Origin of the sequence: Streptococcus sp. 449_SSPC (genome assembly GCF_001073005.1) — a bacterium.
Taxonomy (GTDB): domain Bacteria; phylum Bacillota; class Bacilli; order Lactobacillales; family Streptococcaceae; genus Streptococcus; species Streptococcus salivarius_F.
Genome location: NZ_JVGR01000029.1, coordinates 165620 through 182361 on the forward strand (window position 1 = coordinate 165620; position 16742 = coordinate 182361).

Annotated in this window: 16 protein-coding genes; 11 read left to right on the plus strand and 5 right to left on the minus strand. The window is 39.9% G+C overall.

The features are described from left to right. The first annotated feature begins 53 nt into the window (after positions 1–53). The 6 genes from ADH51_RS06865 (at position 54) to nox (ending at position 5948) form a co-directional block, all read left to right on the plus strand. Positions 54–584, plus strand: a complete 531-nt coding sequence (locus ADH51_RS06865; protein WP_048675473.1) for a DUF5067 domain-containing protein — start codon at positions 54–56, stop codon at positions 582–584. A 136-nt stretch (positions 585–720) separates the two neighbouring features. Then, positions 721–1230: an ECF transporter S component gene (locus ADH51_RS06870; RefSeq protein WP_048675476.1), complete on the plus strand. Its 510-nt coding sequence runs from the start codon at positions 721–723 to the stop codon at positions 1228–1230. Further along, positions 1231–2088, plus strand: coding sequence for a pyridoxamine kinase (locus ADH51_RS06875; RefSeq protein WP_048675479.1), 858 nt, complete (start codon positions 1231–1233; stop codon positions 2086–2088). It abuts the gene before it with no gap. Continuing rightward, the gene (locus ADH51_RS06880; protein ID WP_048675482.1) at positions 2078–2608 is read left to right on the plus strand and encodes an ECF transporter S component; all 531 of its coding nucleotides are present in this window, start codon (positions 2078–2080) and stop codon (positions 2606–2608) included. Before ADH51_RS06875 ends, ADH51_RS06880 begins: the two co-directional genes overlap by 11 nt. A 138-nt stretch (positions 2609–2746) precedes the next feature. Further along, positions 2747–4285 carry an ABC-F family ATP-binding cassette domain-containing protein gene (locus ADH51_RS06885; protein WP_048675484.1) on the plus strand — a complete coding sequence of 513 codons (1539 nt, stop codon included), beginning with the start codon at positions 2747–2749 and terminating at the stop codon, positions 4283–4285. 289 nt (positions 4286–4574) lie between these two features. Next, entirely contained in the window at positions 4575–5948 is a 1374-nt protein-coding gene (nox, locus tag ADH51_RS06890) for a H2O-forming NADH oxidase (RefSeq protein ID WP_048675487.1), read from the plus strand. An 89-nt stretch (positions 5949–6037) separates the two neighbouring features. Here nox and ADH51_RS06895 read toward each other — a convergent pair whose 3' ends face one another. Next, positions 6038–7024 carry an L-lactate dehydrogenase gene (locus tag ADH51_RS06895; RefSeq protein ID WP_037600761.1) on the minus strand — a complete coding sequence of 329 codons (987 nt, stop codon included), beginning with the start codon at positions 7022–7024 and terminating at the stop codon, positions 6038–6040. 219 nt (positions 7025–7243) lie between these two features. On the opposite strand from ADH51_RS06895, the gene gyrA reads away from it, so the two are divergent. The 5 genes from gyrA to ADH51_RS06920 all read left to right on the plus strand — a co-directional run bounded on the left by gyrA (position 7244) and on the right by ADH51_RS06920 (position 13397). Then, on the plus strand, positions 7244–9712 hold the full coding sequence (gyrA, locus tag ADH51_RS06900) for a DNA gyrase subunit A (protein WP_048675490.1): 2469 nt from the start codon (positions 7244–7246) through the stop codon (positions 9710–9712). Then, a complete protein-coding gene (locus tag ADH51_RS06905) occupies positions 9712–10473 on the plus strand; it encodes a class A sortase (RefSeq protein ID WP_037600766.1) in 762 nt (253 codons plus the stop codon). Before gyrA ends, ADH51_RS06905 begins: the two co-directional genes overlap by 1 nt. Positions 10474–10509: 36 nt before the next feature. Continuing rightward, positions 10510–10911, plus strand: a complete 402-nt coding sequence (locus ADH51_RS06910; RefSeq protein ID WP_048675493.1) for a VOC family protein — start codon at positions 10510–10512, stop codon at positions 10909–10911. A gap of 114 nt (positions 10912–11025) precedes the next feature. Beyond that, positions 11026–11994 carry a DUF1002 domain-containing protein gene (locus ADH51_RS06915; RefSeq protein ID WP_002891171.1) on the plus strand — a complete coding sequence of 323 codons (969 nt, stop codon included), beginning with the start codon at positions 11026–11028 and terminating at the stop codon, positions 11992–11994. Between the two features lie 140 nt (positions 11995–12134). After that, positions 12135–13397, plus strand: a complete 1263-nt coding sequence (locus ADH51_RS06920; RefSeq protein ID WP_048675497.1) for an NRAMP family divalent metal transporter — start codon at positions 12135–12137, stop codon at positions 13395–13397. A gap of 125 nt (positions 13398–13522) precedes the next feature. Here ADH51_RS06920 and ADH51_RS06925 read toward each other — a convergent pair whose 3' ends face one another. From ADH51_RS06925 to yghU, 4 genes are all read right to left on the minus strand, one after another. Further along, positions 13523–13765, minus strand: coding sequence for a type B 50S ribosomal protein L31 (locus tag ADH51_RS06925; protein WP_003093591.1), 243 nt, complete (start codon positions 13763–13765; stop codon positions 13523–13525). A gap of 104 nt (positions 13766–13869) precedes the next feature. Continuing rightward, entirely contained in the window at positions 13870–14802 is a 933-nt protein-coding gene (locus ADH51_RS06930; RefSeq protein ID WP_048675500.1) for an FAD:protein FMN transferase, read from the minus strand. Next, the gene (locus tag ADH51_RS06935) at positions 14789–15733 is read right to left on the minus strand and encodes a DHH family phosphoesterase (protein WP_048675503.1); all 945 of its coding nucleotides are present in this window, start codon (positions 15731–15733) and stop codon (positions 14789–14791) included. The genes ADH51_RS06930 and ADH51_RS06935 overlap by 14 nt, the downstream gene beginning before the upstream one ends. Positions 15734–15813: 80 nt before the next feature. Beyond that, entirely contained in the window at positions 15814–16602 is a 789-nt protein-coding gene (gene yghU / locus ADH51_RS06940; protein ID WP_022496714.1) for a glutathione-dependent disulfide-bond oxidoreductase, read from the minus strand. Positions 16603–16742: the final 140 nt, after the last annotated feature.

Here is a 16742-nt window from a genome sequence, read left to right on the forward strand (position 1 = left end):
TTATTAGGAAATACTAAATTTCCATCCCAAACAAGTTTAAGGAGATTGTAAGAATGACTTTTAAGAAAATCTTAGGACTTCTGGCTCTTGCATGCTTAACCATTATCGGTTTGTCAGCTTGCACACCAGAGAAAGAGCCTACTTGGACCTACGATAAAAACAAAATGCTATTTACAGGACAAGATGCTAGTGTACAAGTTCTTTCTGCAACTAAAATCGAATCACCGGAAGGTCAAAAAGCTGTACGCGTTCACTATAAACTTAGCAACTCAAGTAAAGAAACTATGAATGCCTACACTCTTTTGATGAAGGTGGTCCTTGATGTGAAACAAGAGAAGGAAGAATTGAAGGTTGCTACATTGGTCTTTTCTAAAGATGATGATCGAGATAAGATTGCAAATAAGACCAAGATTGCTCCTAAGGAAGTTAAAGAAATCGTTGTTGACTATGCCGTTGCGGATTTTGATCATGATCTTAACATTGATTTCTCTGATTACGGTACTGAGGCAAACGCGACAGCCAAACTTTCACTACAAAATCTTGAAAAGGCACCTGTCAAATATTTTGATAAAAAAGCTCAATAAGTTTGATCACCACACGAACGTGTGGTTTTTTTATTGCTCAAAATCTGTACCCATACAGTAATGAAAATACTATCTTGTTTAATCGTCAGAATTTTCATAAACTTATACTATATTTATTGACTAAGGAGTTTTAGGTATGTCAGCAAAACGTTTAACCATTTCTGCATTTTTCATGGCACTTGTCATTATTTTGAGTTCGAGTCTCTTATCTATTCCTGTGCCAGGAGGTCATTTCTATTTTAACGGGATTGTTATTTTCCTAGTTGGTTTAATTTTCCCACCTACAGAAGCAGTTATTATTGCGGGAGTAGGTTCCTTTATTGGAGATTTTCTTTTTTACCCTCTTCCTATGTGGGTAACTCTAGTAACACACAGCCTTCAAGTTCTTGCTATTGCACTCATTGTTGGAGGGCGTTTAGGAGAATTGAGCAAATCTAGGGCATCTTTAGGTCTCTTGCTTGGGGCTATTATTGATCTAGTAGGTTATGGCTTAGGAAGAGCCTTTATCTATGGTACGCCAGCTTATGCTATTATGAAGATTCCATTTGACCTTGTAGCTGCTATTCTTGGTTTAGGAGTGGCCTATTACATTTATTTCCACACAAGCTTTGTTAAACAGTTTAAAAAGACTTGGGAAGGGAAATAGATGACCAAAGTAATTGTTGCCAATGACCTCGTTGGTCTAGGTAAGGTTGCTTTGACTAGTAGCCTCCCTATCATGTCAGCCTGTCAAACTGAAGTCCTTCCCTTGCCAACGGTTCTTTTATCTTCGCATACAGGGGACTTTAATAATATTTATGTACGGGACCTTACAGATGACCTAAAAGGGTTTTGTAAGCAGTGGGAGCACTTGGATTTTAAAGTAGATGGCCTTGTGAGTGGTTATTTTAAGTCAGAAGAAGAACTAAAACTTGTAGGTCAATTAGCTCGCGATAAAGAGATACCTCTATTTGTTGATCCTATTATGGCTGACAATGGCCGTCTCTATCAAGGTTTTGATAGAAACTATGTAGAAGCCATGAAAGATTTCTGTCAACAAGCAGATGTCATCATTCCCAATCTGACAGAAGCTGCCTTGTTGACGGATACTCCATATCTTGAAGCAGGTTCCTATGATAAAGTCACTGTTGAAAAGCTTTTGAGAGATTTGACCAAGCTTGGCCCTCGGAAAGTTATTGTGACAGGTATCTCTTTTGAGACAGAAAAAATGGGTTTGGCTTATTTTGATAAAGAGACTAATGAAACGGCTTATCTTATGAGGAAAAGTTATCAATCTCATTTTTATGGTAGTGGAGATTTACTAACGGCAATCTTATCAGCTGGTTACTTTTATAACCTAGATTTACTAAAGGTTTGTGATTTGGCCTTGGATGTCATGGATAGAGTTCTTTCATCAACACTGTCCGATGGTCGTCCTTTAAAATACGGCCTATGCTATGAGCCTCATATTGGTTTATTATTTAGTGGTTTTAATGCCCTATTGGAGGAGAAAAATGAAAAGTGATAAAACACGTGAATTAGTTATCTTAAGTTTGTATGCAGCTTTAATTATTGTGAGTGTACAGTTTATTCGTATTCCTTTTGGACCTCAATTTGTCCATTTGGGAAATGCCCTAGTTGTGATTGCTGTTTTGATTTTCGGTGCCAGAAAAGGTGCGCTAGTCGCAACAGTAGGGTTAGGACTGTTTGATATTCTCAATGGTTATGCTGCTGAGGTCTGGATTACTATTTTAGAATCCTTGATTGTCTGTCTGGTGCTCTATCTTGTTTTTGAAAAGCTACTAAAATCAAATGACAAAATGGCTAATATCATAATCATTGGAGTTATAGCTGCAGTAACCAAAATTATTTTGAATTTTATTAAGTATACGATTATTAATAGTGTCGTTGCGGGTTTACCAGTAAATGCTGCCATGGTATTGGCACTTACTAAAATAGGGGGAACCTTTGGAACATCAGTAGTGACTATTATTGCAGTTCCTCTCCTATATCCTGTCTTTAAACGTATTTTACAGAGAAACTAAAGAGTTAGCAGGTTGGTCCTGCTTTTTCTTTTTAATTTTCCAGAAGCATAGGTCCAAATTTTCACTAAAAAATGGTAAAATAGTAGAGTTAATGTCAAGAAAGGAAAGGGCTGAAGACTGTTTTAGCCCAGATATGCTATGTCTATTTTAGAAGTCAAAAATCTTAGTCACGGATTTGGTGACCGTGCTATTTTTGAAAATGTCTCATTCCGTTTGCTCAAAGGTGAGCATATCGGTCTTGTCGGTGCTAATGGTGAAGGGAAATCAACCTTCATGTCTATCGTTACTGGGAAATTGCAGCCAGATGAAGGTAAGGTAGAGTGGTCTAAGTACGTTACAGCGGGTTACTTGGATCAGCATGCTGTTCTTGAAAAGGGGATGACCGTTCGTGATGTCCTTCGTACGGCTTTTGATGAGCTCTTTAAAACTGAAGAACGCATCAACGAGATTTACATGTCTATGGCTGATGAAGGAGCCGACGTTGATGCTCTGATGGAAGAAGTAGGTGAGCTTCAGGATCGTTTGGAAACTCGTGATTTCTATACACTAGATGCTAAGATTGATGAGGTTGCCCGTGCACTAGGTGTCATGGATTTTGGTATGGATACAGATGTAACGGACCTTTCAGGTGGTCAACGTACCAAGATTCTCTTGGCTAAGTTATTACTTGAAAAACCAGATATCTTGCTTCTTGATGAGCCAACCAACTATTTGGATGCTGAACACATTGCCTGGCTTAAACGCTATCTTCAAGAATATGAAAATGCCTTTGTCCTCATTTCGCACGATATTCCGTTCCTAAACGATGTGATTAACATTGTCTACCATGTTGAAAATCAAGATCTGGTTCGCTATGCAGGTGATTATGACAATTTCCAATCTGTCTATGCAATGAAGAAAGCTCAATTGGAAGCAGCCTATGAACGTCAGCAAAAGGAAATTGCAGACCTTCAAGATTTTGTTAACCGTAACAAGGCGCGTGTTGCTACTCGAAATATGGCCATGTCGCGTCAGAAGAAATTGGATAAGATGGAAATTATCGAGTTGCAGGCAGAGAAGCCAAAACCAGAATTCCATTTCAAGGAAAGTCGTACACCTGGACGCTTTATTTTCCAAACCAAAGATCTCGTTATTGGTTACGACCGTCCGTTGACCAAGGCTCCATTGAATCTTACATTCGAACGTAATCAAAAGGTAGCTATTGTCGGTGCCAATGGTATCGGTAAGACCACTTTGCTTAAGAGCCTGCTTGGTATTATTCGACCACTCGAAGGAGAAGTTGAAACAGGTGATTTTATTGACCTAGGTTATTTTGAACAAGAAGCAGAAGGCTCACGTCAGACGCCTCTTGAAGCGGTTTGGGACGCTTTCCCAGCTCTAAATCAAGCTGAGGTTCGTGCAGCTCTAGCCAAATGCGGATTAACCTCTAAGCATATTGAAAGTCAAATTCAGGTGCTTTCAGGTGGAGAACAAGCTAAGGTTCGTTTCTGTCTCCTTATGAATCGTGAAAATAATGTCCTTGTTCTGGACGAACCGACCAACCACTTGGATGTTGACGCCAAGGATGAATTGAAGCGTGCCCTTCAGGCCTTTAAAGGTAGTGTCCTCATGGTATGTCACGAACCCGAATTTTATGAAGGTTGGACAGATGTTTGGGATTTTAATGAGTTAGTATAGTGATAAAAGAGTGTTGGTATTCTCTAAAGAGAGACTTGCTCACTCTTTTTTTATGTTAAAGAGCCGAGTAGACTTACTAAGATTTGATAAGACGGAGATGGTGTAGAGGAAGGTCGTCATCATCATAAAGTGTTTTTCTACAGATTTTGTCGTGACCTATTTGGGTTTTGAGCATACAAATTTAATTTGTTCAAAAAGTAACAAAGTCTGAGCATAAAAGGTGTAACCGTTTTCCGATTATGGTAGAATAAAATAGTAAACTATTATCAAAAGAAAGTTGGATAAACTTATGTCAAAAATCGTAGTTGTTGGTGCTAACCACGCTGGTACTTTTAGTATTAATACTATTCTCGATAATTACGGAGACCAAAATGAAGTAGTTGTTTTCGACCAAAACTCTAACATTTCATTCTTGGGTTGTGGTATGGCCCTTTGGATCGGTAATCAAATCTCAGGTTCTGATGGTCTTTTCTATGCCAACAAAGAAGGACTTGAAAGCAAGGGCGCTAAAGTTTATATGAACTCACCAGTTGAGTCTATTGACTTTGATGGTAAAACTGTTACAGCCCTCGTAGATGGTAAAGAGCATGTTGAATCATATGACAAATTGATTTTGGCTACAGGTTCTCAACCAATCTTGCCTCCAATCGAAGGTGCCGAAATTAAAGAAGGTAGCCGTACTTTCGAAGCTACGCTTGAAAACCTTCAATTCGTTAAACTTTTCCAAAACGCTCAAGAAGTTATTGATAAATTGAACGACAAATCTCAAGATATCAAACGTGTGGCGGTTGTAGGTGCTGGTTACATTGGTGTTGAATTGGCTGAAGCTTTCCAACGTCATGGAAAAGAAGTTATCCTTATCGACGTTGTTGATACATGTTTGGCAGGTTATTACGACCATGACTTGACTGACCTTATGGCTAAAAATATGGAAAGCCACGGTATTAAATTGGCATTTGGTGAAACTGTTAAAGCAGTAGAAGGTGAAACTAAGGTAGAACGCATCGTTACAGATAAAAATGCTTACGATGTCGATATGGTTGTTCTTGCTGTTGGTTTCCGTCCTAATACAGCTCTCGGTGCTGGTAAGTTGGAAACATTCCGTAATGGCGCTTACCTTGTTAATAAAAAACAAGAAACATCAATCAAAGATGTTTATGCAGTTGGTGACTGTGCTACCGTTTATGATAATGCCCTCGATGATGTGAACTACATTGCCTTGGCTTCGAACGCTGTTCGTTCAGGTATTGTCGGTGGTCATAATGCCGGTGGTGGCGATGTTGAATCAAACGGTGTTCAAGGATCAAATGGTATCTCAATCTATGGTTTGAACATGGTATCAACTGGTTTGACAGAAGAAAAAGCAAAACGCTTTGGTTTCAATCCAGCAGTAGTATCTTCAACAGATCTTCAAAAAGCTGCCTTTATGGAAGATGAAAATGCAGACGTTACAATCAAGATTGTCTATGACAAAGATACACGCAAAGTTCTTGGTGCTCAAATGGTATCACGCATGGACATCTCTATGGGAATCCACATGTTCTCATTGGCTATCCAAGAAGGTGTAACTATTGACCGTCTTCAATTGCTTGATTTGTTCTTCTTACCACACTTTAACCAACCGCTTAGCTATATTGCTAAAGCAGCTATCTCAGCTAAATAATCTTAAACAGCTAATTCAGTCGAATTAGCTGTTTTTTTTTAATACGAAAAAAGCCTCCTACTGGAGACTTTTATTTAACTAATGTTAGATTAGTTTTTTGAAGCTTCTTGGAATTCAGGGTTTTTCCATGCTTCATCAATGATAGCTTGCAATTCGTCAGCAGAAGCTTTCATTTTTTGTTGTTCAGCATCGTTCAATGGGATGTTAACTGGACGTACGATACCGTGCGCACCTACGATTGCAGGTTGACCGATAAAGACGTTGCTTACACCATATTGACCTTCTTGGAATACAGACAATGGAAGTACTGCATTTTCATCGTCAAGAATAGCTTTAGTGATACGAGCAAGGGCAACAGCGATACCATAGTAAGTAGCACCTTTTTTGTTGATGATTGTGTAAGCGGCATCACGAACACCTTCGAACAATTCAACCAATTCAGATTCTTGAACGTTTTGAGTGTCTTTAAGGAATTCTTCAAGGTTTACACCGGCGATGTTAGCGTGTGACCAAACGGCAAATTCTGAGTCACCGTGTTCACCCATGATGTAGGCGTGAACTGAACGAGCATCAACGCCAAGTTTTTCAGCAAGTGCTTGACGGAAACGAGCTGAGTCAAGTGAAGTACCTGAACCGATAACGCGTTCTTTAGGGAATCCTGAGAATTTCCATGTTGAGTAAGTCAATACGTCAACTGGGTTAGCTGCTACAAGGAAGATTCCATTGAAGCCTGATTCAACAACTTGAGTAACGATAGATTTGTTGATAGCAAGGTTTTTACCAACAAGATCAAGACGAGTTTCACCTGGTTTTTGTGGAGCACCAGCAGTGATAACTACAAGGTCAGCATCCGCACAGTCTTCGTATTTAGCTGCGTAGATTTTTTTAGGTGAAGTGAAAGCAAGCGCGTGGCTAAGGTCAAGCGCATCACCAACAGCTTTTTCGAACAATTGTGGAATTTCGATGATACCAAGTTCTTGAGCGATACCTTGGTTTACAAGTGCGAAAGCGTAAGATGAACCTACGGCACCGTCACCAACGAGGATGACTTTTTTGTGTTGTTTAGTTGCAGTCATGGGTCTAAACATCTCCTTATTTTTTAATTGGGTTACCCCGTACACTGCTTATTCTACCACTTTAAGTGACGGATGTCACGAAATAATAAGGAAATAATAGATGAAAGCGTTTACACAACTGAAAAATAAAGCGTTTTATGGTATAATATTATAGAAATTTTCTATACTCTTTTATTAGAGTTTGGAATGATTTGAATGAAAGAAAAGAGGCATTTTTGAGTGCAAGATAATAATTTAATTGACGTTAATTTGACGTCTGAGATGAAGACGAGCTTTATCGATTATGCCATGAGTGTTATCGTGTCTCGTGCTCTCCCAGATGTTCGTGACGGTTTAAAACCTGTACAACGTCGTATTCTATATGGAATGAATGAGCTTGGGGTGACACCTGATAAGCCACATAAAAAATCTGCCCGTATTACCGGGGATGTCATGGGTAAATATCACCCACACGGAGACTCATCTATCTATGAAGCCATGGTTCGTATGGCGCAATGGTGGAGCTACCGTTACATGTTGGTTGACGGTCACGGGAACTTTGGTTCTATGGATGGTGATGGGGCTGCCGCTCAGCGTTATACTGAGGCGCGTATGTCTAAAATCGCCTTGGAAATGCTTCGTGATCTCAATAAGAATACCGTTGATTTTCAAGATAACTATGATGGCTCAGAACGTGAGCCAATCGTTCTTCCGTCACGTATTCCAAACCTTCTTGTCAATGGTGCGACAGGGATTGCCGTTGGTATGGCGACTAACATCCCACCACACAATTTGGCTGAAACGATTGATGCTGTCAAATTGATGATGGATAATCCTGAAGTCACAACACGTGAACTGATGGAAGTTCTTCCTGGTCCAGACTTTCCAACTGGTGGCTTGGTCATGGGGAAATCTGGTATTCACCGTGCATATGAAACTGGTAAGGGTTCTATTGTTCTTCGTTCACGTACCGAAATTGAAACAACTAAATCAGGTCGTGAGCGTATTGTTGTTACGGAGTTTCCTTACATGGTCAATAAGACTAAGGTCCATGAACATATCGTTCGTTTAGCTCAAGAAAAGCGTATTGAAGGGATTACAGCAGTCCGTGATGAGTCTTCTCGCGAGGGGGTACGTTTTGTCATCGAAGTGCGTCGTGATGCATCTGCCAATGTTATCTTGAACAATTTGTTCAAATTAACGCAACTTCAGACTAACTTCAGCTTCAATATGTTGGCCATTGAAAAGGGTGTGCCTAAAATCCTTTCCTTGCGTCAAATCTTGGCTGACTATATTGCTCACCAACAAGAAGTTGTGGTTCGTCGTACACAGTTTGACAAGGATAAGGCTGAGGCACGTGCCCATATTTTAGAAGGTTTGTTGATTGCCCTTGATCATTTGGATGAAGTGATTACGATTATCCGTAACAGTCAAACTGATGCTGAGGCTCAAACTGAGTTGATGGCTCGCTTCGAACTCACGGAACGTCAAAGTCAAGCTATTCTTGATATGCGTTTGCGTCGTTTGACAGGTTTGGAACGTGATAAGATTCAAAATGAGTACAATGATCTCTTGGCTCTGATTGCTGATTTAGCTGATATTTTGGCAAAACCAGAACGTGTCATTGCTATCATCAAGGAAGAATTGGACGAAAGCAAGCGTAAATTTGCAGATGCTCGACGCACAGAGCTTATGGTCGGAGAAGTTATTTCTCTTGAAGATGAGGACCTCATCGAGGAAGAAGATGTTGTTATCACTCTCTCAAATAAAGGGTATATTAAACGTTTAGCCCAAGACGAGTTCCGTTCACAAAAACGTGGTGGTCGCGGTGTCCAAGGTACTGGTGTTAACGATGATGACTTTGTTCGTGATATTGTCTCAACAAGCACTCATGATCACCTTTACTTCATGACTAATAAGGGGCGTGTATACCGTCTTAAGGGGTATGAAATCCCAGAATACGGTCGCACAGCCAAAGGTTTACCTATCGTCAATCTCTTGAAGTTGGACGAAGGTGAGACCATTCAAACAGTCATTAACGCCAAGAGTGATGAAGCTTCTGAAAATAATCACCTTGTCTTTGTAACTCGCCAAGGTCTAGTTAAACGTACAAAAGAAGCGGAATTTAAGAACATTCGTCAAAATGGGTTGATTGCCTTGAAACTTAGAGAAGGTGACGAGCTAATCAATGTCTTCTTGACTACTGGTAATGAAGAAATTGTCATTGGTACTAAATTTGGTTACAGTGTACGTTTCAAGGAAAATACGATTCGAAGCATGAGTCGTATGGCTGCTGGTGTTAAAGGAGTGACTCTTCGTGATGGTGACCAAGTCGTTGGTGCAGCTGCCATTACAGAAAACCAAGAAGTCTTGATTATCACTGAAAAAGGTTACGGTAAGCGTACCTCAGCTACTGAATACCCAACGAAGGGTCGTGGTGGTAAAGGTATCAAGACTGCCAATATCACAGAGAAGAATGGTAACCTAGCAGGTATTGTAACAGTGTCTGGTGATGAGGATATCATGGTCATCACCGATACAGGTGTTATCATCCGTACTGCCGTTGCTAATATTTCACAAACTGGTCGTGCCACTCAAGGGGTTAAGGTCATGCGTTTGGATGACTCTGCTCGTATTGTAACCTTTGCTTTAGTTGAGCCAGAAGAAGTTGAACAAGCTTCCGAAGATCAAGAAAGTGGTGACAACTAATGAGCAAAGATAAGAAAAATAACGTAACAAAAAAACGCCGTAAGTGGCTTGATATTCTTCGCTGGGTGTTGATTGTTGTTCTCTTAGTTGTTGGTCTAGCCTTGATTTTCAATAAGTCTATTCGAAACACAGTGATTGCTTGGAATACAAATAAGTATCAAGTGAGCAAGGTTTCTAAAAAGACTATTGAGAAAAACAAGGAAGCTAAGACTAGCTTTGACTTTGATACCGTTAAATCAATTAGTACAGAGTCTGTCTTGCAGGCACAGATGGATGCTCAAGAGCTTCCTGTCGTTGGTGGTATTGCTATTCCAGAAGTAGGTATCAATCTCCCTATTTTCAAAGGACTTGGCAATACAGAGTTGACTTACGGTGCAGGAACGATGAAAGAAGATCAAGTCATGGGTGGTGAAAACAACTATTCACTAGCTAGCCACCACGTCTTTGGTATTGCCGGTGCATCTGACATGCTATTTTCACCGCTAGATAAGGCTAAGGAAGGTATGAAGATTTATCTTACGGATAAAAATAAAGTCTATACTTATGTTATCAGTGAGGTGAAGGTTGTCCAACCAACTGAAGTAGCAGTAGTTGATGATACACCTGGCAAGTCTGAAGTTACCCTTGTAACTTGTACGGATGCCGAAGCAACTCAGCGTACAATCGTCAAAGGTGAATTGAAATCACAGGTAGATTTTGACAAGGCAAGTTCAGATATTATTGAAGCCTTTAATAAGTCATACAATCAATTTCAAAGTTAAGAAAGGGCCTTCGGGCCTTTTTCAATGGAGGAAAATATGTTTTTAAATACAGTGCACCATGTTGCTATTATTGTTTCTGATTATGACTTGTCTCGAGATTTTTATGTCAATAAACTTGGTTTTGAGATTATTCGGGAAAATCACCGTCCGGAACGCCATGATTATAAGTTAGACCTACGCTGTGGAGGTATAGAACTTGAAATCTTCGGCAATAAGATCAGTGATCCGAACTATGTGGAGCCCCCAAAACGTCCGTCTTATCCTGAGGCATGTGGCTTACGTCATTTAGCTTTCAGAGTGACTAATATTGAAGAGGTCGTCAAAGAGTTAGAACAAAAGGGTATCTCCTGCCAAACTATTCGCAAGGACACTTTTACCGGTGAAAAGATGACTTTCTTTGCTGATCCAGATGGTCTTCCCTTGGAGTTGCACGAGTAGTTTTTTTGACCTTATTTTTTTAAGTCATGGTATAATAGGTGAACGGCTGAGCCTAGAGTCAGTCGTCCTTTAGGAGATTATGGAATACTATTCTATTTTCGAAAGGAAACACATATGAAATTGAAAAAACTTCTTGTTACTGGGATGGCTATATTGGCTTCAGTAACAGCCTTTACTTCGGTTGCTCAAGCAGCAACATCATCACAAGTCCAAAAGGTTATTGATGAATCTTATGTTCAACCAGACTATGTGATGGGGTATTCATTGTCGGAAGAGCAACGAAATGAAACCTTGAATTTATTAGGGTATGATAGTAGTAAGGATACTAATGTCAAGACCTTGACGACATCTGCTTACGCTAATATCATGAATGTGGCTGACGATTCTAGTCTTCAGCTATATTCTTCGGTTAAGATTGCTAAGCTGGGTGCTAAGGAAACCTTGAGTGTAGAGATTGTGACACCGCAAAATATCACGAAAATCACTCCAGATATGTACCGTAATGCTGCCACGACACTTGGTATCGAACATGCTAAGATTACGGTAGCAGCACCAATCGCAGTTACTGGAGAAAGTGCCTTGGCTGGTATTTACTATTCCCTTGAGCAAAATGGAGCTAAAGTTTCAGATGAAAGCAAAGAGCTTGCGCAAGAGGAACTCAAAACCCTTTCTCAAATTAATGAGGAAAATTCAGGTAAGACTGACTATGACGCAGACAAGCTTAATGTAGCTATGACTGATATTAAGTCAGCTGTTGCTGATAAAGGGGATAAGTTGACTGAAGATCAAGCTAAAACGATTGTTCAGCAAACGGTCAATAACTATAACTTGGATCTTTCAGATACGCAAATTAATCTTCTGGTGAATTTTGCTTTGAATTTGTCTAAGTCTTCAATCATCGATAGTGCTAGTTTCAAGTCGAGCTTGAGTTCACTTAAGGATTCTATCGTTTCGAAAGCTGGTAATACCTTCTCTGGAATTAACTTAAACTTCAATGCCAACAAAACACTTGAGAATAGCAAAAATATTTTTGCACAAATTTGGCAAGCTATTGTAGATTTCTTTACTGGATTTTCTAAATAGTAAAAGAGCTATCCATTTGGATGGCTTTTTTCTATTTTTCAGAAAATATGTGAAATGCTATTGAAATTATTCCAACAATTGTGTAAAATGGTAAACATCAATTCAGATTATTCTGAAAATTTGTTTTAGGAGATTCTCTTATGTCACAAACAAGTGTAACTAGTCAGTCTACCTGGCGTAGTAAAATAAAAGCAATGGGACCCGGTATCCTAATGGCTTCGGCGGCCGTAGGTGGTTCCCACATCGTTTCATCTACCCAAGCGGGTGGTTCTTATGGATGGGCCTTGTTAGGCTTGGTTATTCTGGCTAACCTCTTCAAATACCCATTCTTCCGTTTTGGTGCTGAGTATACCGCAGATACGGGTAAAACCCTTGTTGAAGGTTATGCTGAGAAAGGTAAGTTCTATCTTTGGGTATTCTTTATTTTGAATGTCTTTTCAGCCTTGGTTAATACTGCAGGTGTTTCTATTCTTTGTTCAGCCATCATTGCTAGTGCCTTTCCAATGCTTGGTTTGAGTATTACCACATGGTCAATCATTTTGGTTGCAATCATTTGGGGTATGTTACTTTTTGGTGGTTACAAACTTCTTGATGGTATGGCTAAATGGATCATGTCAGCCTTGACTATTGCAACAGTAGCAGCAGTTATTATTGCGGCAATCAAACACCCAGAGTACAGTGCTGACTTCGTTGAAAAAACACCATGGCAGTTAGCAGCCCTTCCATTTATCGTTTCACTTCTTGGATGGATGCCAGCTCCAATTGAAATTTCAGCCATTAACTCACTTTGGTCAGCTGAGAAAAAGAAAACGGTTGATTTTAACACTGATGATGCCCTCTTTGACTTTAACGTTGGTTACATCGGAACAGCTATTCTTGCAGTATTCTTTGTAGCACTCGGTGCTCTTATCCAGTATCCAACTGGTAAACCAGTAGAAGCAGCATCAGCTAAGTATATTGCTCAGTTTGTTGGTATGTATGCCTCAGTACTTGGTGAGTGGTCACGCTATTTGATTACTTTTATCGCTTTCTTGTGTATCTTTGGTACTGTGATTACTGTTATCGATGGTTATTCACGTGTTAACGAAATTTCTCTTCGTCTTTTGTTTAACCAAAAAGAAAAAAATCAAACACCATTGAATGTTTGGATGACATTGACAGCTATTCTTGGTCTCATCATTATTTTCTTCTTCCAAGGTCAAGTAGCAATAATGCTTCGTTTTGCCATGATTGGTTCATTCCTTACAACACCTTTCTTCGCGCTTTTGAATTATGTACTTGTTACAAAAGCAAAGAGAGACCTTCCAACTTGGTTGAAAGGACTTGCTATTGCAGGTTTGATTTTCTTGTTCGGATTTGCCCTCTTCTTTATCTGGGCTTTGGCTATTGGTAAAGCAGGTTAATAGGATTAAACGGTTTACATATGGAAGCTGTTTTTTTATTTTAAAGGAGGGGAGTAGGAGAGATTATAGCCAAGAGAATACAAAAAAACCATTCCAATTGGAATGGCTTAACAACAAGATGTTGCTTATTTGAGACCGTATTTTTTGTTGAAACGATCCACGCGTCCGTCTGCTTGAGTGAATTTTTGACGGCCAGTGTAGAATGGGTGTGAATCTGATGAAATTTCTACACGGATAAGTGGATAAGTTTCACCTTCGAATTCAACTGTTTCGTTTGAGTGTTTAGTTGAACCGCTAAGGAATTGGTAACCAGTAGTTGTGTCCATGAATACTACTTGACGGTAATCTGGATGGATATCTTTTTTCATGTTAAAATATTTCCTTTCTGCCATGGTACTTTCCGCACCATAGTTTTTTAACTATTTTAGTTTATCAAAAGGTGGTCTTCTTGACAAGTCTTTTTTACTATTTTTTAGGAAATTCGCATTTTGTAAATGCCACTTGTCTGAAAGCATCGATTATCTTTATCAACGATGATAGCTTCAAGATTTGGTTGTGAACTAACTTCCTGGAAAATGCGTTCTAGACTTGAGCCAAATAAACGTGTCGTCCAAATTTCACCATCGACTGAGAGGGATGAAATGATGGTAAGACTAGCTAGATCACTAGAGACAGGGTAGCCAGTTTGACTATCGAAAATATGATGATAGGTTTTGCCATTTATTTCAAAAGTGCGTTCATAGATTCCTGAAGTGACAATAGATTGGTCTCTTATAGCAAGCACCATAAGATTTGTGTTTCTAGTCTCCTTGGGATTTTGAATACCAATCCGCCATTTTTTATCAGGATTATGGAGAGCTGGTCCAAAGGTTAGAACATTACCTCCAAGATTGATTAGGGCACTGGTCACTTTTTCCGCTTTAAGAAAATCTGCAATACGATCTGCAATATATCCCTTTGCCAGGGCACCAAGATCAATTTTCATCCCTTTTTCTTTGAGAAAAACGCTTTGATTTTCCTCGGATAGAACAATGGCATTGGGATTGATAATTTGCAGGAGCGGACGAATTTCTTCAGGCAGAGGCAACTTGGCATCTGAAAAACCAATGCGCCAAGTCTGAATGAGAGGTCCAATGGCAATGTTAAGGTGACTTCCAGGTTGGCAGCTATGCCATTTTCCAAGAGCAATAAGTTCAAAAAGCTCTGGGTGAACCGTCACCGAATGTAAGCCTGCTGCCTTGTTAATTTTCATGAGTTCGGAACTGTCGTCATTGGCTGAGAAGCGCTTATTGTAGGTATGTAGAAGTGCTTCAACTTGGTCTAGCAGGGGTTCTGGTTCTTTATGATAGATAGAGACGTCAATCACAGTTCCCATGAGACGTACACGACGATTAGTGAGTTGCATGGGCAACTGTATCCTTGATTTCTTGATAGATTTGTTCGTTTTCTTCTAAGCTGTAGGAATTGGCCCCACTAGCTAGTGGGTGGCCGCCACCATCATGGCGTTTGGCAATCTCGTTGATGACAATGCTTTTACTACGTAGACGGACACGGTAATGTCCTTCAGGCTGCTCTACGAAAATAGCCCAAGATTCGACACAATCAATACGGCCTGGAGTTCCAACAATGGCAGAACTTTCAGCATCAGTGACATTGAATTCATCCAAAATCTTTCGTGTCAAGACAACTCGAGCTGCACCATTTTCATCTACTTCTAGATTATCGAAAACATAACCTTGTAGTTTAGCAATTTTGAAAGGAAAACTGTCCATACGACGAGCCATTGCTGCAAAATCAAAGTCGTATTCACGAAGTTTAGCCGCGATTTGAAGTGTTTTAGGAGTAGTAGATGGAAAGAGGAAGCGACCTGTATCGCCAACAATACCATTGTAGAGAACACGAGCAGCAGCATCTGACAAGGAAAGACCAAGGCTGAGGGCCCAGTCTGTCACAATTTCGCTAGCACTTGAAGCAGTCGTATCAACAAGTAGAAGGTCACCGTAGGCATCATCGTTAGGATGATGGTCAATTTTGATAATGAAGTCACCTTTATCATAACGATCGTCGTCGATACGAGGGGTGTTGGCAGTATCGGTAACAATAACAAGTGCCCCTTCATAGTCTTGATCAGCTACCTCGTCCATCTCAGCAATCCAAGATAAGGTGGGTTCATTGACACCTGTCGCAAGAACCTTTTTATCTGGAAAGTTTGTTTTTAAAATTTCCTTCAGTCCTACCTGACTACCGATGGCATCAGGGTCAGGTCTTTGGTGGCGGTGAATAATAATAGTGTCGTAGGCTTTGATTTTTTCTAAAATAGCTTGAAATACAGTCATGAATGTCTCCTTGTGATTTTGCTTCTATTATATCATGAAACAATAGAAAAACGGTTAGCCTAGGCAAACCGTTATAAAAATTAGATCTCTTTATAGTCGACTTCAAGTCCTCGTTTAACTGCTGGACGGTCGGCAATTTTTTCAGTCCAAGCTTGAAGATGCTTGTATTCTTTAACATCAAGGAAAATACCAGCCTTATCCCAAATCTTATCTTGAGCAAGACGGCCATACCAAGACCAGATAGCGATATCAGCGATAGTATATTCATCGCCAGCAATATAAGGTTTGGTTGCTAATTCTTTATCAAGCAAATCAAGTTGGCGTTTGGCTTCCATGGCAAAACGGTTGATGGCATATTCGATTTTTTCAGGTGCATAGTGGAAGAAGTGACCAAAGCCACCACCTAGAAAAGGAGCAGCACCTGTTTGCCAAAAGAGCCAGTTGAGAACTTCCGTACGTTTTGCGTGATCAGTTGGAATGAGTTTGCCGAATTTTTCAGCCAAGTAAAGGAGGATGTTAGCTGATTCGAAGACACGAACCGGTTGGTCCTCAGAGTAATCCATCATTGCTGGAATCTTTGAGTTTGGATTGATTGAAACAAAGTCTGAGCCGAATTGGTCACCATCTCCAATCTTAATACGATAAGCGTCATAACCTGCTTGAGTCACACCAAGTTCTTTCAATTCTTCCAGCATGATAGTTGCCTTGATACCATTTGGTGTCGGAAGAGTATAGAGTTGGAAAGGTTGGTCACCTTTAGGTAATGTTTGTTCAAAACGTGCACCAGCTGTAGGTTGATTGAGGCCACCCCAGGCACCTCCCATAGAGGTTGGGTTTTCCCAAACTTCTGGTAAAATATAGTCAGACATAAAGTTTCTCCTTGTATTCTTGATAGTTACATCCTAACAAAAAGCTAATGGCATTTCAAGAATCTACTACGTCCTATTAGGCGTGACACCTTGACTTTTTCTATAAGAATGATAAGATAGTAAAAATTAATTTTTATCTG